Annotated in this window: 22 protein-coding genes and 1 other RNA gene; 9 read left to right on the top strand and 14 right to left on the bottom strand. The window is 58.8% G+C overall.

Translation table 11 applies throughout. The annotated features are described in order from the left end of the window. The coding region (locus OC610_RS00530; protein ID WP_264426022.1) for a hypothetical protein at positions 1–246 on the top strand (246 nt) is incomplete at its 5' end. 11 nt (positions 247–257) lie between these two features. Here OC610_RS00530 and OC610_RS00525 read toward each other — a convergent pair. From OC610_RS00525 to OC610_RS00475, 11 genes are all read right to left on the bottom strand, one after another. Beyond that, positions 258–1,111 (bottom strand): IS5 family transposase gene (locus OC610_RS00525; protein ID WP_264426021.1). Its coding sequence is split into 2 segments (ribosomal slippage): positions 258–767 and positions 770–1,111, totalling 852 coding nucleotides; the frame shifts between segments, so codons are not numbered across the junction. A 361-nt stretch (positions 1,112–1,472) separates the two neighbouring features. Next, positions 1,473–1,748, bottom strand: coding sequence for a hypothetical protein (locus OC610_RS00520; RefSeq protein ID WP_221608127.1), 276 nt, complete (start codon positions 1,746–1,748; stop codon positions 1,473–1,475). Next, positions 1,745–2,725, bottom strand: a complete 981-nt coding sequence (locus OC610_RS00515; protein ID WP_264426020.1) for an integrase domain-containing protein — start codon at positions 2,723–2,725, stop codon at positions 1,745–1,747. Before OC610_RS00515 ends, OC610_RS00520 begins: the two co-directional genes overlap by 4 nt. A 949-nt stretch (positions 2,726–3,674) precedes the next feature. Continuing rightward, positions 3,675–4,931, bottom strand: a complete 1,257-nt coding sequence (locus OC610_RS00510; protein ID WP_264426019.1) for an integrase domain-containing protein — start codon at positions 4,929–4,931, stop codon at positions 3,675–3,677. A gap of 187 nt (positions 4,932–5,118) precedes the next feature. Continuing rightward, positions 5,119–5,512, bottom strand: a transfer-messenger RNA (tmRNA) gene (ssrA, locus tag OC610_RS00505). Between the two features lie 93 nt (positions 5,513–5,605). Further along, positions 5,606–5,896: a hypothetical protein gene (locus tag OC610_RS00500; protein ID WP_264426018.1), complete on the bottom strand. Its 291-nt coding sequence runs from the start codon at positions 5,894–5,896 to the stop codon at positions 5,606–5,608. Positions 5,897–6,020: 124 nt separating this feature from the next. Continuing rightward, positions 6,021–8,831, bottom strand: a complete 2,811-nt coding sequence (locus OC610_RS00495; RefSeq protein ID WP_264426017.1) for an FAD-binding and (Fe-S)-binding domain-containing protein — start codon at positions 8,829–8,831, stop codon at positions 6,021–6,023. Beyond that, positions 8,828–9,499, bottom strand: coding sequence for a LutC/YkgG family protein (locus OC610_RS00490; RefSeq protein WP_264426015.1), 672 nt, complete (start codon positions 9,497–9,499; stop codon positions 8,828–8,830). The genes OC610_RS00495 and OC610_RS00490 overlap by 4 nt, the downstream gene beginning before the upstream one ends. Next, complete coding sequence (locus tag OC610_RS00485) at positions 9,499–10,953, bottom strand: LutB/LldF family L-lactate oxidation iron-sulfur protein (RefSeq protein WP_264426014.1); 1,455 nt, start codon at positions 10,951–10,953, stop codon at positions 9,499–9,501. The genes OC610_RS00490 and OC610_RS00485 overlap by 1 nt, the downstream gene beginning before the upstream one ends. Further along, on the bottom strand, positions 10,950–11,774 hold the full coding sequence (locus tag OC610_RS00480; protein ID WP_264426013.1) for a (Fe-S)-binding protein: 825 nt from the start codon (positions 11,772–11,774) through the stop codon (positions 10,950–10,952). Before OC610_RS00480 ends, OC610_RS00485 begins: the two co-directional genes overlap by 4 nt. Positions 11,775–11,923: 149 nt before the next feature. Further along, entirely contained in the window at positions 11,924–13,618 is a 1,695-nt protein-coding gene (locus OC610_RS00475) for a lactate permease LctP family transporter (protein ID WP_264426012.1), read from the bottom strand. Positions 13,619–13,880: 262 nt separating this feature from the next. Here OC610_RS00475 and OC610_RS00470 point away from each other — a divergent pair, with 262 nt between their 5' ends. Then, the gene (locus tag OC610_RS00470) at positions 13,881–14,648 is read left to right on the top strand and encodes a GntR family transcriptional regulator (protein WP_181287532.1); all 768 of its coding nucleotides are present in this window, start codon (positions 13,881–13,883) and stop codon (positions 14,646–14,648) included. 117 nt (positions 14,649–14,765) lie between these two features. Here the strand turns inward: OC610_RS00470 and smpB are convergent, their stop codons facing one another. Further along, complete coding sequence (gene smpB / locus OC610_RS00465) at positions 14,766–15,248, bottom strand: SsrA-binding protein SmpB (protein WP_030139770.1); 483 nt, start codon at positions 15,246–15,248, stop codon at positions 14,766–14,768. A 118-nt stretch (positions 15,249–15,366) separates the two neighbouring features. Here smpB and OC610_RS00460 point away from each other — a divergent pair, with 118 nt between their 5' ends. The 3 genes from OC610_RS00460 to OC610_RS00450 are packed head-to-tail and all read left to right on the top strand — an operon-like array spanning position 15,367 to position 17,520. Then, on the top strand, positions 15,367–16,770 hold the full coding sequence (locus OC610_RS00460) for a sodium-dependent transporter (protein ID WP_264426011.1): 1,404 nt from the start codon (positions 15,367–15,369) through the stop codon (positions 16,768–16,770). Between the two features lie 7 nt (positions 16,771–16,777). Then, positions 16,778–17,221, top strand: coding sequence for a type II toxin-antitoxin system RatA family toxin (locus OC610_RS00455; RefSeq protein ID WP_030139772.1), 444 nt, complete (start codon positions 16,778–16,780; stop codon positions 17,219–17,221). Beyond that, on the top strand, positions 17,218–17,520 hold the full coding sequence (locus tag OC610_RS00450) for an RnfH family protein (protein WP_264426009.1): 303 nt from the start codon (positions 17,218–17,220) through the stop codon (positions 17,518–17,520). Before OC610_RS00455 ends, OC610_RS00450 begins: the two co-directional genes overlap by 4 nt. 58 nt (positions 17,521–17,578) lie before the next feature. Here OC610_RS00450 and OC610_RS00445 read toward each other — a convergent pair whose 3' ends face one another. Continuing rightward, complete coding sequence (locus OC610_RS00445; protein WP_030139774.1) at positions 17,579–18,106, bottom strand: outer membrane protein assembly factor BamE; 528 nt, start codon at positions 18,104–18,106, stop codon at positions 17,579–17,581. A gap of 97 nt (positions 18,107–18,203) precedes the next feature. Between OC610_RS00445 and fur the strand changes: the two genes are divergently transcribed. Next, a complete protein-coding gene (gene fur / locus OC610_RS00440) occupies positions 18,204–18,608 on the top strand; it encodes a ferric iron uptake transcriptional regulator (protein WP_030139775.1) in 405 nt (134 codons plus the stop codon). Between the two features lie 75 nt (positions 18,609–18,683). Here fur and recN read toward each other — a convergent pair whose 3' ends face one another. Further along, positions 18,684–20,357 carry a DNA repair protein RecN gene (gene recN, locus OC610_RS00435; RefSeq protein ID WP_264426008.1) on the bottom strand — a complete coding sequence of 558 codons (1,674 nt, stop codon included), beginning with the start codon at positions 20,355–20,357 and terminating at the stop codon, positions 18,684–18,686. A gap of 241 nt (positions 20,358–20,598) precedes the next feature. On the opposite strand from recN, the gene grpE reads away from it, so the two are divergent. The 3 genes from grpE (at position 20,599) to dnaJ (ending at position 24,673) form a co-directional block, all read left to right on the top strand. Beyond that, positions 20,599–21,165 carry a nucleotide exchange factor GrpE gene (grpE, locus tag OC610_RS00430; RefSeq protein WP_181287537.1) on the top strand — a complete coding sequence of 189 codons (567 nt, stop codon included), beginning with the start codon at positions 20,599–20,601 and terminating at the stop codon, positions 21,163–21,165. 101 nt (positions 21,166–21,266) lie between these two features. Further along, the gene (gene dnaK, locus OC610_RS00425) at positions 21,267–23,183 is read left to right on the top strand and encodes a molecular chaperone DnaK (protein ID WP_030139778.1); all 1,917 of its coding nucleotides are present in this window, start codon (positions 21,267–21,269) and stop codon (positions 23,181–23,183) included. Between the two features lie 365 nt (positions 23,184–23,548). Continuing rightward, positions 23,549–24,673, top strand: a complete 1,125-nt coding sequence (gene dnaJ / locus OC610_RS00420) for a molecular chaperone DnaJ (RefSeq protein ID WP_264426006.1) — start codon at positions 23,549–23,551, stop codon at positions 24,671–24,673. The last annotated feature ends 1 nt before the right edge of the window (position 24,674 follow it).

Here is a 24,674-nt window from a genome sequence, read left to right as displayed (position 1 = left end):
GGCACAGCAGTCTTAGAAAAAGATGAGACAGACGAAAGCTATATGCAGGACCGCCACTCCATTGGAGTTGCCTTTGAAATAATGAAAAATTTACAAATAGAGGGTAATTCAATGTTTGATGGCATGGATCCATTCGCAGCATATATTCTAGGCGCAGGCGACTACAACACGAGCGAAGCAGATCGTACCAAGTACGTAGAAGATCGTAAAAAAAGGTTCCTGGCCCAGGGGTTTAACTTCGATTAATTTGATTGAGCTTAGGCACTGTACGAAAAGTAATGTCGCAAACACCGCATAGCACAAGCTAACGAGACCATCGCTGCATAACTTTTCGCGAGCTTGTCGAAGCGTGTGACGATGCGGCGGTTTTCTTTCAGCCAGCCGAACATGCGCTCGATGATGTTGCGCTGCCGGTATTTTGGCCGATCAAACAAACGAGGCAAACCGGGCTTGGGTTTGCGTTTCATGGATCGCAGAGGGATTACCGGCTGCATCCGGTAGCGGTCACAGTAGCGACGCAGAGCCTCAGCATCGTAGCCTTTGTCGGCCAAAAGCCAGCGACATCGTTTGCGAGGACGACCGCGCAAACTGGGGATATAGGCTTCATCGAGCAATGGCTGGGCATACGAGATATCACTCGCTTGTCCGCCCGAAAGTAGAAAACGCAGCGGTATGCCGTTGGCGTCGCAAAGCATATGAATCTTGGTCGTCAGGCCTCCGCGACTGCGGCCTAGCGCATGGTCTGAAGGTTCATCAGGCCCCCTTTTTTCCCGGCGCCTGATGAAACTCGGGTTGCGCGTACAGCTGTGGAATCGATCATCCATGTTTCCAGGTCGATCAATCCTTGCTCGTTCAGCTTAATGTGCAGCCGCCTGAGCATCAGGTCGAACGTTCCTTGGTTACGCCAATCCCGAAACCGTTGATAGACCGTTGACCAGGGCCCGAAGCGCTCGGGCATGTCGCGCCATGCGGCGCCTGAGCAAAGCACCCAGAGCACGCCATTGAGCATCAAACGATCATCGGCTCTCGGCCGACCATTGCGCCGGGGTTGTTCAAAGAGGTCAGCAACCAGCTCCCAGGCTGCATCGGGAATTTCGTACCGTTTCACCATCGTGGCCTCCTGCCTTCGATGGGCGCGAACTTTACCGAATATCAGTGTTCAGGTGCGGTGACGGCGGTTTCAAAGGATTTCGTACAGAACCTAGGATCTTGAGTCAACGAACCACCTCCCGTGCACGATTGCGCGCCCTGACCGAAGGGCCGGTATGGGTCGATTGTGTTGAAAAACTCGACCATGGTTTGCACGGCAGAAAAGTACGCGCTTAAGATTGAAATCCTTACTTAGAGTAGAGGATTCCGAGGTCAGATTTCGCGTAGCGGCGCGCTAAAAAGGTGTTTTCAGTAATCAGTATGCGGGAAGTCCGGAAGGGCCGACTTTTTCAACAGAATCGGTCGATAGCAGCCGGTCTCACTCAGAGATTGAAAACCCATGATTTTTGTAAACGACGAGCGAGCAGCCGCACGGTCAGCAAATAGTAATACCGCGTCGCCTCGCTGTGTCGATCTAGACGATGCTCAAGAAACCAAGCCACATGCTTTCTCTGCCAAGCCCAAGGTGCTTCACGCTGCCAGTGTTTTGCGATGTCAGCTCGGATGACCTCTGCCTGACGCAAATGGCGTTTACGTGTCGATTGCGAACCGATCAGCACGCCAGCCAGGAACAACTCCATATCGAATGGCTTGCTCATTTTCGTCCTCCAATGTAGGCAGTGACCACATCGAACCGGCCGTGCCCCAGTTCATAGCTGATTTGCCTCCGGGCCTCTCGATCAAGGTTCCTGTCTACCTGGCAACATTGGCCGCCGTTGATAGGCGCACGGTGCTGGGTGATTTGCTTGTAGCGCTCACACGCGTACGCGGCCCGTAGCTCATGGAAGCCTTTCAAGTTGTGTGCATGCAGGATGTCTCGCGCAGGGCGGATGATTTCTTGCAGAACATTTAGGTAGCTTTCGTTTGGAGCAATCAGGTTGTGGCTACCAGCAGGCGACACCTTCCGTGCAAATCCAAGCGCACCTCGAACATGGTCGTCCGCCGCAATCCAACGTGGCGCTGAGGCACCAGCGCGGCCACCTTTGGTGCCGTCCTGAATGTTTATCCTGTCTAGGTCGTCAGCCTCGCGGCTTAGCCGTGGCAGGTCGGCCAAGATTGCCTCACGCAAGCGCATGCCGGTGGCTCGCGACAGCAGAACGATCGCGGCGGCCCGTTGCTGATGATGGCGGCAAAGCGCATCGATGATCTGCTTAACCTGTTCGCGGTCTTGGCCCTGTGGCACCGACTGCCGAGCCCCGGTGCGCTGCATTCCCAACGCCTTGCTCGGACTTGGTAACTTCACGTACTGATCACCACGAAGCGCAGCCATGGTCCTGTTAACGCTGGATAGCCGGTTTTGTGCGGTACTGACGGCGAGGTCACCGCGCCCAACCACGTCGCGCAGATACGCTGCATAGTCGGACAATACCTTCCGATCAATCTGCCGCGAATCATTGATACCGGGCCCCTGTTCGGAACGGCACCATTTGACGAATGCCTGCCACCGATCACAGTGCGCTTTGACCGTGCCGTAATGACCACCGCCGAACATGTCTTTGAGTGCCTGCGGCCCTGCGTAGCTCAGTTGTCTGCCGTAGCCAAAATTACGGCCATCGCGCCTACCCACCAATGCCATGTCGGTCACCTCATCTCCGCTCTCCGATCCTCACCCCACGTCATCCCGCCAAGAATGCTGAGTGTTATCAGGGATCAAGGCCCCTGCGACCTGTGGGGAATGTCCTCTACGCGGGACTGGCGGCTCCTTACGACCGGGAGCAAGGGCATCTCATGATCTGGCCCCCTAAGCACCGATAGCGGTGGGCGGGTGGAGGCAGCGCTGGCTGACTAAACCAGCGCCTGAAGATCCTGAGCTGGGTGAACGCAGCAATGCGATGACCGGGGCATGCCTGACTGTCAGTCAGGTGCAGTCCATTCCATGGTCTGCGGCACCATCATCTGCACCGCTGTTGCTGGTGACATCGGCGTTTGTCACGCCGATTGTCACGAGGGGGATTGCCGCAAAGCCATGTGCAATCAGGGCTGCAGCAGTGGTAGAAGTGCCCGTCTCTTTCCAAAGAAAGAGACGGGCACAAGTTGGCGCAGGATTCGGCCAAGCGGATAGATTGCTGCAGGGCAGCGCAATAGGAAGTGTCGTCTGGCGCACGAAGGCCATGAAGTGTAGTTAGCATCCATCACCGGGGAGGTGACCGGGTGAGCTGCCGGATGCGAATCGCCCTTGGGGAGAACCACCGCGGGAGCGGCGTGACCTTTAAGGCTCGGGTCACCTGGGGTGCTGTCATCGACAGCCTTTGCACGGCCTGTTCTACGCCTGTGGATAACCCCGGTCAAGGGCCGAAGCTCAGCGCTCTTGGGGACGTGAAAAGCGGTTATCCATCGGTGGAATTCCGTGGTAAATCGCGGACAACGTCGTGGCTTTTAGCTCTTCAAAGTGAGGTCCATCCAAACAGGGCGGCTTTGCAGCCCTGTTTGGATGGACCCGTGCTGAAAAGCGGAAAAACGAGGCTGCTTTCCCTGAATCTTGAGCGATCAGTTGCTGTCGCCGCCGTTATTGCGCCTGTACAGCGCTAGCGGATCGGCACCACGTTCTTGTCTCTGACTTGGCCGTATGCAGAGGCGAGAAGGCTGCCGGTGGCGGTTTTCTGGATGTACTCACTCCACCACGCCATCATCGGGCGCCGTCGCTCGATGTAGTCGGCTCGGTTGTAGGCGCTGCGCACCTCATCCTTGTCGACATGCGCCAGTGCGACCTCAATGAGTTCCGGGTCCCAACCATGTTCATTCAAGATGGTGCTGGCTATCGAGCGCATGCCGTGGCTGACCAAGCGATCCTGGAAGCCCATGCGTTTCAACGCCATGTTGGCGGTCTGGCTATTGGCGTGGGTGCGTGGATTTCTGTCTGCCGGGAAGACGTATTCGCGATGGCCGCTGTGAGTCTTCAGTGACTCCAACAGTGCGACAGCGTGATCACTCAACGGGATGCTGTGAGGGCGGCGCTTTTTCATCCGCTCCGGTGGGATAGTCCAGACACGCTTTTCAAAGTCGATGTCTGCCCAGCGAGTAGTCGCCGCCTCTGCGGGGCGAGTCATGGTGTGCAACTGCCATTCGATGAGGCAACGGGTCGTGCGTTTGATGCTGGCGTTCGCGATCTCCAGCATGAGCTCGGGTAGTTCTTCGGGCGGAAGCGCAGCCATGTTCTCTTTCTTGGGCTTCTTGAAAACCGCCCTTATCCCGCTGAGCGGGTTGGCGAAGATCAGGCCAGAGTTTACGCCGTAGGTCATGATCTCGTTTAGCCGCTGGCTAAGACGCTTGACCGTCTCCAGGCTGCCTTTCGCTTCGATTGGGCGAAGCAATGCGATCACCATCGGCGCGGTGATTTTCACCAGTGGTGTCGTTCTCAAGTCGGGGAACACATGCAGCGTGAGCGACCGCCAGATGTCTTCGGTGTATGCCGGGGTGACCGAGTCTTTCTTGAGTTCGAACCAGGCCGTAGCCACGTTCTCGAAGGTGTGTTCCGTTTCTGCGCGCTTGGCTTCATTCAAGGTATTGCGCTGTACCTTCGGATCAATGCCTTGGGCGAGCAGCTCGCGCGCTTCGACTGCCTTCTTTCGTGCGTTCGCCAGTGACAGTTCGGGATAGGTCCCAAAGCCGATGTTGATTCGCTTCTTGGTAACCGGTTCGCGGTAGTTGAAATTCCACAGCAACGAGCCGTTGCTGCGTACGCGGAGCTGCAAACCGTCACCGTCAGTGAGGACATAATCCTTGGACGCGGGTTTGACTCCCTTGAGCTGTCGATCGGAGAGGCGGAGGTTTTGAGCAGGCATGAGATTGTCCTCAAGCACTGATTCGGTATTCCAAAGATTAGCACCGGGTGAGCTGGAATACCGCCTGGAATACCCGAACGGTTGGAACTCAAAAACTCTCAAAAGACCGCAAAAGCGCTGGAGGCCGCGTATTTACTGGATTGCAGGCACAAAAAAAGACGTCTGTGGACGTCTTTTTTTGATCATTTGGTGGAGCCGGGGGGATTTGAACCCCCGTCCGCCAGTACTCCGCTGTCGGTACTACATGCGTAGCCGTGTCTATTAAGTTAACCCTCAGCGACCCGACGGGCAGGGTGCTTTGGGCGAGTTGTGTAAGTTTTAGCCGCTTCGTCCACAACGTACTGCACGGCGATTCCGTTCTATATGACAATCACTTTGGGTTTACGGACATCCCCTGGTGATTGCTGGACCCGAAGGTACCAGAAGGGAAGGGCTAAGGCTGCTTACGCAGCGAGAGCGTATTCCCCGTAGGTTTCGTCATTGGCAACTATAGGAAGTTGCAACAGTGGATTTACGAGTTCTGTTACCAACTCGGCATGCACCTAAAGTTTCGCAACCGGCGTCGAATCCTAAACGGCCCCGAACCTGGCGTTCCGTGAATCTCTGGAGCGACAGGCCTGCGTAGTGTACGTCAAAACGCATCCGGGGCCAACCCGAAGGTTGGCCCCCTGCATTCAGGAGTTTTTACCGTCTTTGCTGACTTTCTGAATCTCCTGGATGGTCTGGGTAGTTTCCGAGATGCATTTTTTGGTGCCTTCCTCGGTTTTCAGAGCCTGATGGGCCTTGGCTTGCTGGACGCTGGCTTCGACTTTCGCTTCAAGATCCGAACCTTGGACCTGAGTCTTGGCGTTCTCGATGGTTTTGATATTGGTGTCGCAGAGACTGTCCGAATCGCCGGCGGCAAACGAGGGAGATGCCAGCATCGAGGCAGTGACAAACAGACCTAACAGCACAGAGCGTTTCATATGTCTCTCCTTGACCCAAGGGCAGCGTTTGCTGGCCCATCAGGACTACCAAGTTTGAGGAAGCCCTGCGGTTGCAGGACCTGCTCAATGGACTGCCGTCGTTCGCCAGGGTTCTATTTTTTTCTCAGGTCGCCCTGGCGCGGGTCACTCGATCGACCAGATAAACCAGCCCGTGGTAGTCGATTGCACCGTGTTGCGTAAGACCGATCTCACAGGTCCGGCTGGTGGAAATTCCTTCGCTGCAATGCTGTACCGCGCCTTTCAGCGAGCGCAACGAATGGGCGTTCAGCTCCGGCGTGGTGAAGCCTTTGTCGCCGGCAAAACCGCAGCAATGGATGCCTTCCGGGATGACCACGTTTTTGCTGCATTTGCGCGCCAGGTCGATCAACGCCTGGCTTTCGCCCAGGTGTTGCGTGCTGCAGGTGACGTGTACCGCGATGGGCGCTTCCTGAGGACTGAAGTCGAGGCGGTCCATCAGGTGCGTGCGAATGAAGCGCACTGGGTCGTACAGGTCCAGGCGCACGTCGCCGAGGTCCTGGACCAGCCGCAGTGTGCAAGGGCTTGTGTCGCAATAAATCGGATCGAGCCCACCGCGACTGGCGTGCAGCAATGCGCCGATCAGTTCCTGGCGCTTGTGCTCGGCTTGCTCGGCATAGCCCTTGGATGCGAAAGGCTGGCCGCAGCAAAGACTGTCTACGTTCTCCGGAAAAACGACTTGATAGCCGGCCTTTTCCAGTAGGCCTCGGGTTTTGTCATGCAGCGACATCTGCTCGCTGTCGGCCACGGCAGGGCCCATGACCCGCGACACACAGGCCGCCAGATAAACCACCCTGGGTCGTTCATCCGACACCGCGGGACTGAAGCGAATGGCCCTTTCCGGCTGCGGCATGGCGTTGGTCCACTGTGGGACTTGTCCTTTGGATAGCCGCGTCAGGCCTGCCGACAGACGTGCCAGGCGCGGTGCCCCCAAGAGCATTCGCGCACCATTGGCGACATGCAGGGTAAAGCGCGCTCCTTGCAGTGCGGTAGCGAAATTGCCGGCAAGCCAATCAGCGGTTTTCGTACGCGTTGCACTGCGGCCACGGAGCTTTTTCACCAGTTCGCCGGTGTTGATTCCTACAGGGCAACGTTGGGCGCACAGCCCAGTGGCGGCGCAGGTGTCGATGCCCTGGTATTGATAAGCCGTTTCCAGCTCCGAGGTATCGGTTCCGTCGCGTTTTTTCGCCTGGATGTCTCGCCAGATCACAATGCGCTGACGCGGGCTCAGCGTCAGGTCCTTGGACGGACATACCGGCTCGCAGAAACCGCACTCGATGCACTTGTCCACAATCTCATCGGCGGCCGGCAAGGGTTTGAGGTGCTTGAGGTGAATCTGCGGATCCTCGCTGAGCACCACGTCCGGGTTGAGAATGCCATTGGGATCGAGCAGGCGCTTGAGCTGCCACATCAATTGATAGGCGTCGCTGCCCCATTCCAGCTCAACGAACGGCGCCATGTTGCGGCCGGTACCGTGTTCGGCTTTCAGTGACCCGCCAAATTCCACCGCCACCAGTTGCGCCACGTCATCCATAAACGCCTGGTAGCGTGCGACTTCTTCCGCACTGTTGAAGCCTTGGGTGAAGACGAAGTGCAGATTGCCTTCCAGCGCGTGTCCGAAAAGGATCGCTTCGTCGTAGTGATGCTTGTCGAACAGCGCGATCAGGCGATTCACGCCGATCGCCAATTGTTCGACTGGGAAGGTCACGTCTTCGATGATCACTGTGGTTCCGGTCCTGCGGACCGCGCCCACGGCGGGGAAGGTGTCTTTGCGGATTGCCCAGAGCCGGGCGTTTTCCCGTGGGTCTTCGGTGAAATCGACCTGCTTCTCCACCGGGAAACCTGCCAGCGAGGCCATGATCAGGGCCAATTGCTCCTGCAATAGCGATGACGAAGCGGCGCGGGATTCGATCAGCAGGGCGCAGGCATTGTCCGACAGATGCCGTACGAAATCCGGCATGCCCGGCTTGTCCTGCACTGAGCGCAGGCTGCGACGGTCCAGCAGTTCGACGGCGGAGACGGGTTGGCTTTTCAGTACGGTGACGGCGTTGCAGCAGGTCTCCACATCAGGGAAGACGATCAGCGCCGACGCCTTGTTCGGATGGTCGATGACCGTGTTGTAGGTCACCGCGCTGATGAATCCGAGGGTTCCTTCGGAGCCGACCAGCAAGTGGCTCAAGATATCCACAGGCTCGTCGAAATCCACCAGGGCGTTGAGTGACAGGCCGGTGGTGTTTTTCAGACGGTATTTGTGGCGAATTCGGGCGGCCAGTTCCGTGTTGGCGCGGGTTTCGCGGCCCAGTGTCGCCAATTGCTCCAGCAGTTCGCCATGGCTTGTGCGAAAAGCGGCCACGCTGGCGGCGTCTTCGGTGTCCAGGCGCGTGCCGTCAGCCAGGACCAGGCGGATGCCGGCGAGGGTATGGTAAGTGTTCTGCGCCGTACCGCAGCACATGCCGCTGGCGTTGTTGGCGACGATACCGCCAATCTTGCAGGCATTGATCGACGCGGGGTCCGGGCCGATCTTGCGTCCGAACGGGGCCAGCCAGGCGTTGGCCTGGGCGCCGATGACGCCGGGTTGCAAACGAATCTGGTGGCCTTGCTCGCGAATTTCCCGGCCGTTCCAGTTATCCCCCAGCACAATCAGCACCGAATCGCTGATCGCTTGGCCGGACAGGCTCGTACCGGCGGCGCGGAACGTGACCGGCACCTGGTCGCGCTGGGCCAGTTTCAGCAGGGCGATGACTTCATCTTCGGATTCGACGCGTACCACCAGTTTCGGAATCAGCCGATAGAAACTGGCGTCGGTGCCGAAGGCCAGGGTGGACAACGGATCGTCAAAGCGTCGTTTTTGCGGGATCAGTTGGTATGTGTCGCGCAGGAAAGGGGCCGGAAGCGTCATTGGTCCTCCAGAATCAGTACCACCAGGTCCTTCGGACCATGGGCGCCGTAAGCCAGGACTTGCTCGATATCGGCGGTTTTCGACGGGCCGGACACCAGCAGGGCATTGGTTGGCATGCCCTGGGCCCACGCGAATTCCTGTTGCACTTCATAGAAGTTGTCACGAATCTCACTGGCCTTGAGCAGGGCGAAATGCACCGGCGGGACGAGGCTCATCAGCCGCGGCTCTTCCCGCGTCGGCCAGAGAATCAGGCTGCCGGTGGCAGCGATGGCGCCGAGGGTGCCCGTCAGGCTGGCCGGGGTGTGGTTGAACAGTTCGGCTTTCCATTCTTCTACAGGCCGGTCGTAGGCCTTTAGAGCTGGCAGGTCCGGATTATTCGCCCAGAACTGTACGATTTTTTGTCCGTGAGGCGTTGTCGGCGCGATCAACAGGCTCGGCAGTTGTCGGTCCCGCAATAGTTGCGCCAACAGTGCCGGCCAGGCTTCGCCGGAGGTCAGGTGGATCTCGGTGTGGACCGCTTCCATTTGCTTGCGCAATTGCGGGATGCGTTCTCCAGGCCCATAGCGGTAGGTCTGCGTCACCAGTTCAACGTCATAGGTGTCGGCAACCGGCGTGGTGCCGGTCAGGCTTTTACGCAGCTTGGCGAGGATATTTTCCTTGGCGCTCATCAGCGGTCTCCCTGCGGGTTCAGGTGGTCGCGAGCCAGGTCATGCAGTGAGCGGGCGGCGGGTTTCGGGGCGCTGTGGTTTTGTGTCCAAGGCCCAACGTCTTTCGGCGCCAGGGCACGCAAGCGGGTGACAAGGAAGGCGAACATCCGGTACAGCCTCGGCGAACTGTTGAGCCGGGCCCAGGCATTCCAGATGAACCGTTCCTTGGCCGAGTATTTACTGCCCTGGCCGCGCATGATCGGGTTGGGACTGTCTGGCGCCTTGACGTTTTCCTCCCGCAGCCGCCGCAGCAGGGCTGGGATCGGAATCTTCACCGGGCACACTTCGCCGCAGGCTCCACACAGCGAAGAGGCGCTCGGGTGATCCGGCACCTTCGCCAGGCCGACCATGTGCGGTGTGATGATTTTTCCAATAGGCCCCGGGTAAACCTCGCCGTAGGCATGGCCACCGATTCGGGTATAGACCGGGCAATGGTTCATACAGGCGCCGCAGCGGATGCAGTTGAGGGTCTGGCGCAGTTCGCTGTCGGCAAACGCCTGGCTGCGACCGTTGTCGAGCAAGACCAGGTGGACTTCCTGGGGACCGTCCAGTTCGTCAGGCTTGCGCGGCCCGGAGATCATGTTGACGTAGGTGGTGATCGGCTGGCCGAGGGCCGAGCGGGTCAGCAGCGAGAGCAGCGGCACCACATCGCGCAGGTTTTCCACGACTTTTTCTATGCCGGTCACGGCGATGTGCACCGGCGGCACCGTGGTGGACATCCGGCCGTTGCCTTCGTTTTCCACCAGCAGCAGGGTGCCGGTTTCGGCGACGGCGAAGTTGACGCCGGAAACGCCGATGTCGGCTTCGAAGAATTTCTGCCGCAGGACCTTGCGACCGATCTGAATGAGTTGGTCAACGTCCTTGGTGTACTCCACGCCGAGTTTGTCGTGGAACAAGGACGCGACCTGACCGGCATTCTTGTGGATCGCCGGCATAATGATGTGTGAAGGCTTCTCGTGGTCGAGCTGGACGATGTATTCCCCCATGTCGGATTCGAGACATTCAATGTCCCGAGCCTCGAGGAAATGGTTCATCTCCATCTCTTCGCTGACCATCGATTTGCCCTTGATCACTTGCCGCGCCTCGTGAGCGCGGATGATCGAAAGGACGATGCCATTGGCTTCGTCCACCGTTTCCGCCCAGTGTACTTTCACACCGTTGCGGGTCAGGTTGCTTTCAAGTTGCTCGAGCAGGTCGGGCAGCTTGGATAACGCACGGGCGCGGACAGCGTTGCCCAGCACTCGCAAATGTTCTCTTTCGTGGGCATCGCTGAAAGACGTTGCCCGTTTTGTCATCAGTGAATCCATCGCGCTGCGAAAGTTGTTTCGCAATTGCGTGTCGTCCAGCGCCTTGTGGGCGCGGGCGCGAAAATCATTCCCCACTTCAACGGTAGGGATCAGCGTCGGCGTGCTCATGCGGCACCTCCGGTTCGCTGCCAGAGGAAGCTCGCCAGATGTTGGCCGCGCAACGCTTCCTGCTGTTTTTCCAGGGCGCCATTGATATTCATCAAGCACCCACAATCGGCGCTGACCACCTGATGTGCGCCGGATTCCTTCAGCGCCCGGGTCTTGTCGGCCACCATCGCGCCGGAAATGTCCGGCATGCGAACGCTGAACGTCCCACCAAAACCACAGCACTCACTTTCATGGCTGTGTTCGACGCGTTCCACATTGCGCAACTGCGCCAACAACGCACGGCCATGCAGGTGGGTATTCATTTCCCGGCGTGCCGAGCAGGACGTATGCAGCGCGACCTTCACCGGCGTGCCGCCGTCGTTCAATTGCACCTTGCAGACGAATAACAGGAACTCGGCCAGCTCATAGGTCCTGGCAGCCAGCGCCTGGACCTGCTTGAGCGTTTGCGGCTCGTCCTTGAACAAGTCGGCGTAATGTTCACGCAGCATGCCGGCGCACGAGCCCGACGGCACGACCACTGGATAATCCCCGGCAAACAACGCCAGTTGCGCCCGCGCCACCGTCCGCGCCTGCTCGGTGTATCCGGACGTGTACGCCGGCTGCCCGCAGCACGTTTGCCCTTGCGGATACTCCACTCGGATCCCTTCGCGTTCGAGCAGATGAATCGCATCCATCCCGGCCTCGGGATAGAACAGGTCTACCACGCATGTCCCGAACAGGTAGACCCGAGCAGGTTTCTCGCTGGGGTACTGCCGAGGTTCGGGCAGGGGCGGGGCGACACGGGTCGCGTTCGGTACGGCGTTGTAAAAAAGCTCGCTCATCAGGCGTGTCTCCGGGTGGTCCCGGTTATCCGTCCGCTGAGGCTGCTGAATATAGTGAGGAAATCTTTCAGCAGCCTTGCAGACCCGGTTGTGAATAGCAGACGCCGAATCACGGTTCGGCGTCGGTTTTTCAATGTTGTGCGTAGGAATTAATGAACCAGCATGCCGGTGAACCAGTAGGCCTGGGCCAACGTGATCAAGCCGACAATCGTTGCAAAGAATAGGCTGTGTTTCAGGGTGAAACGGAACAGATCCGATTCCTTGCCCACCAGCCCGGTGGCGGCGCAGGCCACGGCGATCGATTGTGGCGAAATCATTTTGCCGGTCACGCCGCCGCTGGTATTGGCCGCGACCAGCAAGGTGTCGTTGACGCCGATCTGGTGCGCGGTGGTGGCTTGCAGCGAGCTGAACAGCGCGTTGGACGACGTATCGGAGCCGGTCAGGAACACGCCCAGCCAACCCAGGAACGGCGAGAAGAACGGGAACGCCGCGCCGGTGCCGGCCAATACCAGGGCCATGGTCGAGGACATGCCGGAGTAGTTGGTGACGAACGCGAACGCCAGCACCATGCCGATGGACAGAATGGGCCAGCGCAACTCGAAAAGGGTCTCTTTAAAAGTGGTAAGACCAGTTTTGACGTTGATTTTCAATACCAGCATCGAGATCAACGCTGAGAAGAAAATCGCCGTGCCGGTGGCGGAAATCGGATCAAGCTTGAACACGGCCGGGATGGCGGTCGGGTTGACCACGATAGGTGCGGACTTGATGACCAATTGGTCCAGGTGCGCAATAGCGAAGTTGAACACCCAGGCGTACATCGAGCCACCCGCGGCGAACATCGCCTTGAAGGGTTTCAAGGTCCAGATCGTAACCAGCACGGTGAGAATCAGGAAAGGCGACCAGGCCTTGATGATTTCCCCCAGGCTGTAGGGCGACGCCACGGTGCTGCGCGGCTGGCCGAAACCACCGGCGCTGGCGGTGACTGTTGCGCTGGAGGTGGCGCCCGCAATCTGGGCGCCTGCGGTGCGCTTGGGCTGCCAGACTTTCAGGAACAGCGTCAGGGAAATCAGGCTGGCCAGGGCGGACGTGATGTCCGGCAGTTCCGGGCCGATGAAGTTCGAGGTGAAGTACTGGGTGACGGCGAAGCTCAAGCCTGCCACCAGCGCTGCCGGCCAGGTTTCTCGTACGCCGCGCAGGCCGTCCATCATGAACACCAGCCAGAACGGCACGAACAGCGACAACAATGGTAGCTGGCGACCGGTCATGGCGCCGATCTTGAAGGCGTCGATCCCGGTGACCTGCCCGGCCACGATGATCGGGATACCCAGCGCGCCAAAGGCTACTGGCGCCGTGTTGGCGATCAGGCACAGGCCAGCGGCATACAAGGGGTTGAAGCCCAGGCCGACCAGCAGGGCCGCGGTGATTGCCACGGGTGCGCCGAAACCGGCGGCACCTTCGAGGAATGCGCCGAAGCAAAAGCCGATCAACAGCACTTGCAGGCGTTGGTCATCGGTAATCGACAGCACCGAGCTGCGGATGACCTCGAACTGGCCGCTCTTGACCGTGAGTTTGTAGAGGAACACGGCGGCGACGATGATCCAGGCGATGGGCCACAAACCGTAGGCAAAACCATAGCCGGCGGCGGCGAAAGCCATGTCTGCAGGCATGTTGAACGCGAAGATCGCCACGGCAATCGCCAGGGCCAGGGTGATACTGCCGGCCACGTGTCCCTTCAGGCGAAACACCGCCAGGGCCAGAAAGAAAAACACGATGGGAATGACGGCCGCGAGTGCGGACAAGCCTAGGCTGCCGAGCGGGCTGTAAAGCTGTTGCCAGGTTTGCATATTGGGTGAGCCCCTAATTGTTGTTGGTCAGGCACTGGTCAGCGATCTGGATAATTGGTAATACCAATTTACAAGCGCTGTTGGCTAGGGTAAAAGCCTTGGTTGTCGTGTGTCAATTTGCCGCCCTGAAACTTTCGTCGAATAAGCGGTGCAGATCACATCTGATCTGCTGGCATTGGCGGTTTTTGGTGGGTGTGGACAAGGCCCGGATGGGCCAGAATAGAGAGCCCGGCGAGCCGTCGGGATCGTGGAGAATTGAGTTATGGGGTTTGATCAGATTCGTCAGCGCCGTTTGTCTGACGATATTGTCGAGCGGCTTGAAGGCATGATCCTCGAGGGCACGCTGAAGTCAGGTGAGCGCCTGCCGGCCGAGCGGACCCTGGCCGATCAATTCGGTGTTTCGCGGCCTTCGTTGCGCGAGGCGATTCAGAAACTGGCGGCCAAGGGGCTGCTGGTCAGTCGCCAGGGTGGGGGAAACTATGTCGTCGAATCGCTGGGGTCGACGTTCAGTGATCCGCTGCTGCAGCTCTTGGAAAGCAATCCCGAAGCACAGCGCGACTTATTGGAGTTTCGTCATACCTTGGAAGCATCCTGCGCTTATTACGCAGCACTGCGCGCTACGGAGGTCGACCGCGAGCGACTGACGACCGCGTTCGAAGCGTTGCAGGATTGTTATTCACGCCATGAAGAAGTGAGTCGGGCAGAGGAGGGCGCGGCGGATGCCCGTTTCCACCTGGCGATCGCCGAGGCCAGTCATAACGCGGTTCTACTGCACACCATTCGCGGACTGTTCGACCTGCTCAAGCGTAATGTGGTGACCAACATTGGCGGCATGTACAAGCAGCGCAGCGAGACGCGCGACATGCTGATCAGTCAGCATCGGGAGCTGTATCAAGCCATCATGGATGGGCACGCCGAGCTGGCGCGGGAAGTCTCCAGCCGACATATCCTGTATGTGCAGGAAGTGCTGGAAGAGGTGCGGCAGGAAGTGCAGCGGGTGGCGCGGGCGGAGCGGCGCAAGGGGATCTGATCATGATTGTTGAATCTGTGGGAGCGAGCCTGCTCGCGAAGACGGTCTGTCAGACCCATCTACAGCGGATGTGACGACGTCATCGCGAGCAAGCTCGCTCCCACAAAGATCGAGGGCTTAGTCTTCCTTGCCCTTGTTGCGCACCGCACGCTGCAACTCGCGACCGGCGTCGCGTTCGCGTTCGGTATCGCGCTTGTCGTATTCCTTCTTGCCCTTGCCCAGGGCAATTTCACACTTGATCAAGTGCTTGCTCCAGTACAGCGACGTGCAGACGCACGCATAACCCTTCTGCTGCACGGACGCGAAGAGCTTCTCCAGCTCGCGCTTGTTGAGCAGCAGCTTGCGCGAGCGCACTGGGTCGGCGATGACGTGGGTACTGGCGGTGGTCAGCGGCGTGATATGACTGCCGAGCAGCCACGCTTCGCCGTCCTTGAGCAAGACATAACTGTCGACCAGTTGCGCCTTGCCGGCACGCAAGCTCTTTACTTCCCAGCCGGCCAGGACCATGCCAGCCTCGAAACGTTGTTCGATGAAGTAATCGTGTCGCGCCTTTTTGTTTTGCGCGATGGTCCCTGTGGGGTGTTTCTTCTGTTTAGCCATAGGGGCGGCATTATAGGCAGTTGCGTGCGTGTCGGCTACGGTGAAGCGGTGTGCTTGAGCAGGTTGCATGAATCCCGGACAATGCGGCCTCTTTTTTGAACGCTTGGGCGTGATCACGATGTCGACAGACAAGGTTTCTGTCCACGGCAGTTGGGCTAGCCGCTGGGTCTTCATACTCGCCGCGACCGGTTCGGCCGTGGGGCTGGGTAGTATCTGGAAGTTTCCGTACATGGTCGGCGTCTACGGCGGCGGGGCTTTCGTATTGATGTTCCTGGCGTGCATCGTCCTCATCGGCGCGCCGGTGATGCTGGCGGAAACGTTGATCGGTCGTCGCGCCCGACAGAGCCCGGCCAACGCCTTGAAGGTATTGGCCGTCGAGGCAGGGCACTCGCCGAAATGGTCGTGGGGGGCGTTCGCCGGGATGATCACGGCGTTGCTGATCCTGTCCTTCTACAGCGTGGTGGGTGGCTGGTCGCTGGACTACATCATCGACATGGGGCGTGGGGATTTCCAAGGTGCGACGCCCGATGAGGTGGGTGCCTACTTCGGCAATGTGATCGCCGACCCGTGGAGGCTGACGCTTTGGCACACACTTTTCCTGGTGCTCTCTGCCGTGGTGATTGCCCGAGGCGTCGTCGCCGGGCTTGAGCGCAGCCTGCGGATCATGATGCCACTGTTGTTCGTGATGATCCTGGTGTTGCTGGGCTACAGCATGACCACGGGCCATTTCATGGAAGGCGTGCATTTCATGTTCGACTTCAAGCCGGAGAAGGTCATGGATGGCTTGTTGCCGGCCATGGGCCACGCGTTTTTTTCCCTGAGCGTGGGGGTCGGTTCGATCATGATCTATGGCGCCTACATGCCGAAGAATGCATCTCTGACCAAGACCGTTGTCGGGGTCGCGTTGCTGGATACCTTTGTATCGTTGTTGGCTGGGGTGGCATTGTTCCCGATTGTGTTTGCCGCCGGCCTGAACCCCAGCGAAGGGCCGGGGCTGATGTTCGTCAGCCTGCCTTTTGCCTTTGGCAGCATGGCGTTCGGCCAAGTCATGGGGGTGGTGTTTTTTGTCCTGGTGGCTATCGCAGCCTGGAGTTCAGCCATTTCCCTGCTTGAGCCGATGGTGGCTTATCTTGTGGAGCGAACCCGCCTGAGCCGCGCCTGGGTTACCTTCTGGCTGGCCTTTACGTGCTGGTTCGTGGGCTTGGGCACGGTTTTTTCCTTCAATATATGGAAGCAGGCAAAGTTTTTCGTGAACGAAGACGGCCTGTTCCACCTCTACCAGTGGGGAGCTACCGGCGGGCTGGACTTCTTCGGGGTGATTGATTTCTTTACCTCGCGGATCATGCTGCCATTGGGAGGTTTGTGTTTCGTGGTGTTTGCAGGGTGGGTCATGGGGCGTGAAGCCGTACGCGATGAGTTGTCGCTGCGCAGTCCGGTGCTGTTCGCCCTGAGCCTGTTCTTGATGCGCTATGTGGCGCCCATCGGCATTCTTGTAGTGTTTGCCGCCCAGCTGTGGAAGTGACGCTTGCATGACGACACATATTCAACGCTCGGCCTTGCTGCCTTACCCGGCACAGGCGCTCTATGACTTGGTCAACGACGTGGCGAGTTATCCGCAGTTCCTGCCGTGGTGCTCGTCCGCCGAGGTGCTCGAAAGCTCCGAAACCCATATGCGCGCCAGCCTTAACGTCGCCAAAGGTGGATTGAGCCAGCATTTCGTCACCCGCAATACCTTGGTGCCGGGCCAATCCATCGAGATGAACCTCGAAGAGGGCCCTTTCAATCAGCTTCATGGCGTATGGGTGTTCAAGCCGCTTGGCGAGAAGGCCTGCAAGATCAGCCTGGACCTGTCATTTGATTATGCCGGGCCACTGGTACGCGCGACGCTGGGCCCGCTGTTCAATCAGGCGGCCAATACCCTTGTTGACGCGTTTTGCCAGCGGGCCAAGCAAAACGCCGAGCTCAAGCGTTGATCGAGATAGAAGTGGTGTATGCCGCTACCGATCGCCAGGTCTTGCGCTCATTCAAGGTCGGTGAAGGGACGTCTGTTCGCGCCGCACTGATGGTGTCGGGCATTGCCAAGGCGTTTCCGGAGCTGGACCTGACCACTTGCCCTGTCGGGATTTTTGGCAAGGTGGTTGCCGATCCTGATCGGCAGGTGGTCCAGCCGGCGGATCGGCTCGAGATTTATCGACCCTTACTGGCTGATCCGAAGGAAATTCGTCGCCTGCGGGCGGCCAAGGCTGCCCTGGCGCGTCAGGCGGATCAATAGACGGGCCGAATCGCAGGCAAGAAAAAACCCGGCATGCCGGGTTTTTTTATGTCGCGATTTATTGCGGTGACGTATCCAGCGGCTCTGGAGTCGGCACTGGTACGGTCTCGACTTTGTCCACGTCCTTCTGGATCTGATCCAGCAGCGAACCTGGCTTGGCCGGTTTCTCCGGTTTTGGCTGTTCGGCGTTCTGGGTCGGGTCGGTCACCGTCGTGCCGCTGTCCTTGCCCATGATGGCTTCATCGCGGCTTACACCCGGCATGAAATCACCCGAGAGGCTGACAAGCTGGTCATTGGCATTGAAGATAACGCTGATGCGTTCCTGTTGCCGCTCGCCGCCGCCAGGCTGCAAGCTGTACAGATAATCCCAGCGATCGGCATGGAACGTGTCGGTCAGCAGGGGGTTGCCCATGATAAACCGTACTTGCCGACGGGTCATTCCCGGGCGTAACTGGTCTATCATGTCCTGCGTGACGACATTGCCCTGCTGGATGTCGATTTTGTAAACCCCGGGGAATGAACAACCGGCGAGTGCGAGCAGTCCCACGAAGGTGAAACTGGTTAGCAAGAGCTTGGTGTTTTGCATCGGTGGGCGACTTCCACTATCTTGGCTGGGACAACGTAAACGCCGATCATACCCGCAATAAGAGAAGCTGCGAAGCAGCATCGCGAGAAAGCTGACCATGGTTGAAAATAGCGAACTACGCAAAGCCGGCCTCAAAGTGACCCTGCCAAGGGTCAAGATCCTGCAAATGCTCGATTCCGCAGAGCAACGCCACATGAGTGCCGAAGACGTCTACAAGGCGCTCATGGAAGCTGGCGAGGACGTCGGTCTGGCCACGGTTTACCGTGTCCTGACCCAGTTCGAAGCTGCGGGTCTGGTGGCTCGTCATAATTTCGATGGCGGTCATGCGGTCTTCGAATTGGCTGACGGGGAGCACCATGACCATATGGTGGACGTGGAAACCCGTGAAGTCATCGAATTCGTCAGTCCTGAAATCGAGAAGCTGCAAAAAGCGATTGCTGAGGAGTATGGTTTCGAGCTGATCGATCACCATCTCGTCTTGCACGTGCGCAAGCGCAAATAAGCTCGTCGCGGGGACCAAGGTTCTCAAAACGAAAGAAGGCGACCCTCGGGTCGCCTTCTTGCTTTTTGGTGTCCCTCAGATTTTTGCCGCGATCACCATTTTCTTGGCGTGCGCCAAGGATTCCTTGGTCAGGTCGATGCCCCCAAGCATCCGTGCCACTTCTTCCACGCGTTCATGCTTGTTGAGCTTGGACACGGCGGTACGAGTGGCGTCTTCGCCGCGCACCTTGTGCACAAACAGGTGCTGATGTCCCTGGGCTGCGACCTGGGGCAAATGGGTAACGGTCAGGACCTGGCCGCGTTCGCCCAGCCTGCGGAGCAATTGGCCGACAATTTCCGCTGTCGGGCCGCCGATCCCTACGTCCACTTCGTCAAATACCAATGTAGGTACTCGTGAGGTTTGTGCGGTGATGACCTGGATAGCCAGGCTGATGCGTGACAGCTCGCCCCCGGACGCCACTTTGGCCAGCGCCTTGAGCGGCTGCCCGGGGTTGGCGCTGACCAGCAGCTCGACCTGTTCCAGTCCGTTGGGCAGGAGTTCGTCGCCGGCGTTGGGGTGCAGCTCGATGGTAAAGCGCCCGCCTGGCATGCCAAGTCGCTGGATTTCCTGCTCCACGGCATTGGCGAGCCCTGTCGCGGCCTGGCGGCGCAGTTGGCTGAGTTCATTGGCTTTCTCCTGATAATGACGCGCGTAGGAGGCCAGCTCGTCGCCGAGGCGCTCGATGGATTCGTCATTGGCGTTCAGGGTTTCCAGCTCTTCGAGCAGGCGCTGCTGCAGCTCGACGACATCGGTTGGCTGGACGCGGTGCTTGCGGGCGAGCGTATAAATGGTATCCAGGCGTTCTTCCAGGTATTGCAGGCGTGCCGGGTCGGCGTCGAAATGATCGAGGAAGCGGTTCAGCTCGCCGACGGCTTCCTCGACTTGTATCTGTGCGCTGGTCAGCAGGTTCGTTGCTTCGTTCAGGGCACCTACGGAGTTGCTGACGCTGGAGAGTCGGTTCAGGCTCGCTGTCAGGGCGTTGAGTACATTGCCTGAGTCGCTTTCGCTGCATTGCTCAACGACCTGGCGGCAAATGCCCAGCAGCGCCTCGGCGTTGGTCAGGTTCTTGTGTTCCTGTTCCAGTTCCTCCAGCTCGTTTTCACCCAGGGCCAGGTTCTCCAGCTCTTCCAGCTGATAGCTCAACAACTGGTGGCGGGCACGCTGTTCGTCGCCGGAATTGGAGAGGCGATCCAGTTCCTGCCGGGTTTGCCGCCAGCGCTGGGCGGCCAATTGAACCTGGCGTGCCAGGTCCGTGGCGCCTGCGTATTCGTCGAGCAGTCGACGATGGGTGTCGGTCTTGAGCAGCGATTGATGTTCATGCTGGCTGTGAATATCAATCAGCAGCTCACCCAGGGCCTTCAGGTCGCCCAGCGGGCAGGGCGTGCCGTTGATATAGCCTCGGGAGCGGCCCTCGGCGGTGATGACCCGCCGCAGGATGCACAGGCCATCGGTGTCCAGGTCACGTTCCGCCAGCCAGGTGCTGGCTTCGGGGATGTCGACCAGGTCGAAGGTTGCCAGGATGTCGGCCTTGTCCGCTCCGGGACGCACCACGCCGCTGTCTGCGCGGTCGCCCAGCGTCAGGCCCAAGGCATCGAGCATGATCGACTTGCCCGCGCCGGTTTCACCGGTGATCACGCTCATGCCCCGATCGAGTTCGAGGTCGAGATGTTCGACGATGGCGTAGTTGTGTACGGACAGGTGCACCAGCATAAGGCCGCTCCCAGGCTTTAGGTCTGGTTATTTATACAGTGTTTTGTTTCGGGCTGACAATGCCTGTGCTTAGCTCGATTTGCTTGGGGGCGCGAAGTTCTTAGTGCTTCGAGGAATGATCATGCTGCTGCCTTTTGTAGGGTTAATTCGTCAGGTGACCCTTGAAGCTTGAAAACCCGGCCCCATATACCGGGGCAGAAGCGCGAGTCGAGCTCGCGGACGAAGTTGAAAGGAGAAATCTATGGCTGACGAACAGACGCAGGATACGCAAAATCTAGACGCCAATCAGGCTCCCCAGGACTCGGGCGAAGACCTGTCGGCACGTGTACAAGTGCTCGAGGAGCAACTGGCCGGTGCGCAGGATCAGGCGTTGCGTGTAGCAGCCGATCTGCAGAACGTTCGCCGTCGCGCCGAGCAAGACGTAGAGAAGGCCCACAAGTTTGCCCTGGAACGTTTTGCGGGTGACCTGCTGCCAATCATCGACAGCCTGGAGCGCGGTCTGGAGCTGTCCAACCCGGACGACGAGAACATCCGTCCGATGCGTGAAGGCATCGAGCTGACCCTGAAAATGTTCCAGGACACCCTCAAGCGCTATCAGCTTGAAGCAATCGATCCACACGGCGAACCCTTCAACGCCGAACATCACCAGGCCATGGCGATGCAGGAAAGTGCGGATGTCGAGCCAAACAGCGTGCTGAAGGTTTTCCAGAAGGGCTACCTGCTCAACGGCCGTCTGCTGCGCCCGGCCATGGTTGTGGTCAGCAAGGCGCCGGCACCGGTTTCGCCTTCTATTGACGAGCAGGCTTGAAATCGGGCGCAACGGCCCCATTAAGAAGTCAAGCGTTTAAGTACTACCGCAGTTAGCCACCACTGCTGCGGCAACAAAATTCAAGTTCCGGGAGAGTTAACATGGGCAAGATTATCGGCATCGACCTGGGGACCACCAACTCGTGCGTCTCCGTGCTGGAAAACGGCAAGGCCAAGGTTATTGAAAACGCTGAAGGCGCGCGCACTACGCCGTCGATCATCGCGTACGCCAACGACGGCGAAATCCTGGTGGGCCAGTCCGCCAAGCGTCAGGCTGTGACCAATCCGCATAACACCCTGTACGCGGTGAAGCGTCTGATCGGTCGTAAGTTCGACGAAGAAGTCGTTCAGAAAGACATCAAGATGGTGCCTTACAAGATCGCCAAGGCTGATAATGGCGACGCCTGGGTTGAAGTGAACGGTCAGAAAATGGCCCCGCCACAAATCTCGGCTGAAATCCTGAAGAAAATGAAGAAGACCGCCGAAGATTACCTCGGCGAAGCGGTGACTGAAGCGGTCATCACTGTCCCTGCCTATTTCAACGACAGCCAGCGCCAGGCGACCAAAGACGCCGGCCGCATCGCAGGCCTGGACGTAAAACGTATCATCAACGAACCTACCGCGGCTGCTCTGGCCTACGGCATGGACAAGGCCAAGGGCGATCACACCGTGATCGTTTATGACCTGGGTGGCGGTACTTTCGACGTTTCCGTGATCGAAATCGCGGAAGTCGACGGTGAGCACCAGTTCGAAGTGTTGGCCACCAACGGTGACACCTTCCTCGGTGGTGAAGACTTCGACATCCGCCTGATCGACTACCTCGTCGACGAGTTCAAGAAAGAAAGCGGCATGAACCTCAAGGGTGACCCGCTGGCCATGCAGCGCCTGAAAGAAGCCGCTGAAAAGGCCAAGATCGAACTGTCCTCGAGCCAGTCGACCGACGTGAACCTGCCGTACATCACCGCGGACGCTACCGGTCCTAAGCACCTGAACGTAAAAATCTCCCGCGCCAAGCTCGAAGCGCTGGTGGAAGACCTGGTTCAGCGCACCATCGAACCTTGCCGCATTGCGATGAAGGATGCCGGTATCGACGTAGGTTCGATCAACGACGTGATCCTGGTCGGTGGTCAGACCCGTATGCCGCTGGTGCAGAAGCTGGTGACCGATTTCTTCGGTAAAGAAGCTCGCAAGGACGTGAACCCTGACGAAGCCGTTGCCATGGGTGCAGCTATCCAGGGCGCCGTTCTCGCCGGTGACGTGAAAGACGTTCTGCTGCTGGACGTCAGCCCGCTGACCCTGGGTATTGAAACCATGGGTGGCGTGATGACCGCGCTGATCGAGAAAAACACCACGATTCCTACCAAGAAATCCCAGGTGTTCTCGACTGCCGATGACAATCAGAGCGCCGTGACCATCCACGTTCTGCAAGGCGAGCGCAAGCAAGCTGCCCAGAACAAGTCCCTGGGCAAGTTCGACCTGGCAGAGATTCCACCAGCACCACGTGGCGTGCCACAGATCGAAGTGACCTTCGACATCGACGCCAACGGCATCTTGCACGTCGGTGCGAAAGACAAGGCAACCGGCAAGACCCAGTCGATCGTGATCAAGGCCAACTCCGGCCTGTCCGAGGAAGAAATTCAGCAGATGGTCCGCGATGCTGAAGTCAACGCCGAGGAAGACCGCAAGTTCGAAGAGCTGGCAAGCGCTCGCAACCAGGGTGATGCCTTGGTGCACTCGACTCGCAAGATGGTTGCCGATGCTGGCGAGAAAGTGACCGCTGAAGAGAAAACCGCTATCGAGGCAGCCGTGGTTGCCCTTGAAGCGGCTGTCAAAGGCGACGACAAGGCGGCCATCGAGGCGAAGATCGAAGAGCTGTCGAAAGTCTCCGCTCCAGTGGCTCAGAAGATGTACGCCGAACAGGCCCAGCCAGCTGAAGGCGCCGCGCAGCAAGGCGAATCGGCTGAAAAAGCCGACGACGTCGTCGACGCTGAGTTCGAAGAAGTGAAAGACAACAAGTAATCGCTTGTTGGTCGGCCGGTTGACTGCATTTGTGCGGTGGCTGGTAGGATGTCGCCGCGCGGGAGCTTGCTCCCGCGTTGGCGTGTCTGGAGCCAGCGAATTTTTACAGCATGCGACAGTGTTCGGGTGTTGGCGGTGTGTTCGGGAATGCTCCTGCTTTTCGGGCGATGAGCACCGCATTTTGGCCGGGGCCCTGGCTGAAAGATTTGGATTGTAGGAGACGTCGCGCAGGCACTTTTCCTACAAAGCCTACGACCAGGATCGTTGAATTGACGTGAGTTGGGTCCGGGCCTGTATTGGGGCTCAACGAGTTTGGCAAGGTTCAGGAGAGGTTTGCCGAACGTCCTATAAGAGTGCAAAGACTAATGGCAAAGCGTGATTTTTACGAAGTATTGGGTGTCGAGCGCGGTGCCAGCGAGGCAGAGCTGAAAAAGGCTTATCGTCGCCTGGCGATGAAGCATCACCCGGACCGTAATCCCGGCGACAAAGCGTCGGAAGAGATGTTCAAGGAAGCCAACGAGGCCTACGAGGTCCTGTCCGATTCCAGTAAGCGCGCGGCCTACGACCAGTACGGTCATGCCGGTGTTGACCCGAGCATGGGGGGCGGTGGCGCCGGTTTCGGCGGCCAGAATTTCTCCGACATCTTCGGCGATGTTTTCAGCGATTTCTTCGGTGGAGGTCGTGGCGGTGCCCGCGGTGGCGCCCAGCGTGGCAGCGACCTGCGCTACACCCTGGAGCTGAACCTGGAAGAGGCGGTGCGCGGTACGACGGTCAATATCCGTGTTCCGACGCTGGTCAATTGCAAGCCGTGCGATGGCTCGGGGGCCAAGAAGGGTTCCTCGCCCGTGACCTGCCCGACCTGCGGCGGTATCGGCCAGGTTCGCATGCAGCAGGGCTTCTTCTCGGTCCAGCAGACCTGCCCACGTTGCCATGGCCAAGGCAAGATCATTTCCGATCCGTGCGACTCCTGCCACGGCGAAGGGCGTGTCGAAGAGTACAAGACGCTGTCGGTCAAGGTGCCGGCCGGTGTCGATACCGGTGACCGCATTCGCTTGTCTGGCGAAGGCGAGGCGGGTGCCCAGGGTGGCCCGACCGGCGACTTGTATGTGGTCATCAATGTGCGCGAGCACGCGATCTTCCAGCGCGACGGCAAGCACCTGTTCTGTGAAGTGCCGATCAGCTTCGTCGATGCAGCCTTGGGTGGCGAGCTTGAGATCCCGACCCTCGACGGTCGCGTCAAGCTGAAGATTCCCGAGGGCACGCAGACCGGGAAGCAGTTCCGGATCCGTGGCAAAGGCGTTGCGCCAGTGCGTGGCGGTGGTGCGGGCGACCTGATGTGCCGCGTGGCGGTGGAAACGCCGGTCAACCTGAGCCGGCGCCAGCGTGAATTGCTCGAAGAGTTCCGCAGCTCCCTGGCGAATGACAACAGTCACTCGCCAAAAACCACCGGTTGGTTCGAAGGCGTGAAGCGCTTCTTCGGCGACCTGTAAG

Source organism: Pseudomonas agronomica (genome assembly GCF_025917275.1).
In the GTDB taxonomy this organism is placed as follows: domain Bacteria; phylum Pseudomonadota; class Gammaproteobacteria; order Pseudomonadales; family Pseudomonadaceae; genus Aquipseudomonas; species Aquipseudomonas agronomica.
Note: the sequence above shows the minus strand (reverse complement) of the source record. Positions and strands in the feature narration are given on the sequence as shown.

Excerpts from the sequence above, each read along its gene's own strand:
- OC610_RS00470 (WP_181287532.1), top strand. The coding sequence starts at position 13,881 with ATGGGGTTTGATCAGATTCGTCAGCGCCGTTTGTCTGACGATATTGTC.
- OC610_RS00510 (WP_264426019.1), bottom strand. The coding sequence starts at position 4,931 with ATGCCTGCTCAAAACCTCCGCCTCTCCGATCGACAGCTCAAGGGAGTC.
- OC610_RS00490 (WP_264426015.1), bottom strand. The coding sequence starts at position 9,499 with ATGAGCGCCAAGGAAAATATCCTCGCCAAGCTGCGTAAAAGCCTGACC.
- OC610_RS00480 (WP_264426013.1), bottom strand. The coding sequence starts at position 11,774 with ATGAGCGAGCTTTTTTACAACGCCGTACCGAACGCGACCCGTGTCGCC.
- OC610_RS00460 (WP_264426011.1), top strand. The coding sequence starts at position 15,367 with ATGTCGACAGACAAGGTTTCTGTCCACGGCAGTTGGGCTAGCCGCTGG.
- OC610_RS00500 (WP_264426018.1), bottom strand. The coding sequence starts at position 5,896 with ATGAAACGCTCTGTGCTGTTAGGTCTGTTTGTCACTGCCTCGATGCTG.
- OC610_RS00475 (WP_264426012.1), bottom strand. The coding sequence starts at position 13,618 with ATGCAAACCTGGCAACAGCTTTACAGCCCGCTCGGCAGCCTAGGCTTG.
- OC610_RS00455 (WP_030139772.1), top strand. The coding sequence starts at position 16,778 with ATGACGACACATATTCAACGCTCGGCCTTGCTGCCTTACCCGGCACAG.
- dnaK (WP_030139778.1), top strand. The coding sequence starts at position 21,267 with ATGGGCAAGATTATCGGCATCGACCTGGGGACCACCAACTCGTGCGTC.
- fur (WP_030139775.1), top strand. The coding sequence starts at position 18,204 with ATGGTTGAAAATAGCGAACTACGCAAAGCCGGCCTCAAAGTGACCCTG.
- smpB (WP_030139770.1), bottom strand. The coding sequence starts at position 15,248 with ATGGCTAAACAGAAGAAACACCCCACAGGGACCATCGCGCAAAACAAA.
- OC610_RS00515 (WP_264426020.1), bottom strand. The coding sequence starts at position 2,725 with ATGGCATTGGTGGGTAGGCGCGATGGCCGTAATTTTGGCTACGGCAGA.
- OC610_RS00495 (WP_264426017.1), bottom strand. The coding sequence starts at position 8,831 with ATGACGCTTCCGGCCCCTTTCCTGCGCGACACATACCAACTGATCCCG.
- grpE (WP_181287537.1), top strand. The coding sequence starts at position 20,599 with ATGGCTGACGAACAGACGCAGGATACGCAAAATCTAGACGCCAATCAG.
- OC610_RS00445 (WP_030139774.1), bottom strand. The coding sequence starts at position 18,106 with ATGCAAAACACCAAGCTCTTGCTAACCAGTTTCACCTTCGTGGGACTG.
- OC610_RS00485 (WP_264426014.1), bottom strand. The coding sequence starts at position 10,953 with ATGAGCACGCCGACGCTGATCCCTACCGTTGAAGTGGGGAATGATTTT.
- OC610_RS00520 (WP_221608127.1), bottom strand. The coding sequence starts at position 1,748 with ATGAGCAAGCCATTCGATATGGAGTTGTTCCTGGCTGGCGTGCTGATC.
- dnaJ (WP_264426006.1), top strand. The coding sequence starts at position 23,549 with ATGGCAAAGCGTGATTTTTACGAAGTATTGGGTGTCGAGCGCGGTGCC.
- recN (WP_264426008.1), bottom strand. The coding sequence starts at position 20,357 with ATGCTGGTGCACCTGTCCGTACACAACTACGCCATCGTCGAACATCTC.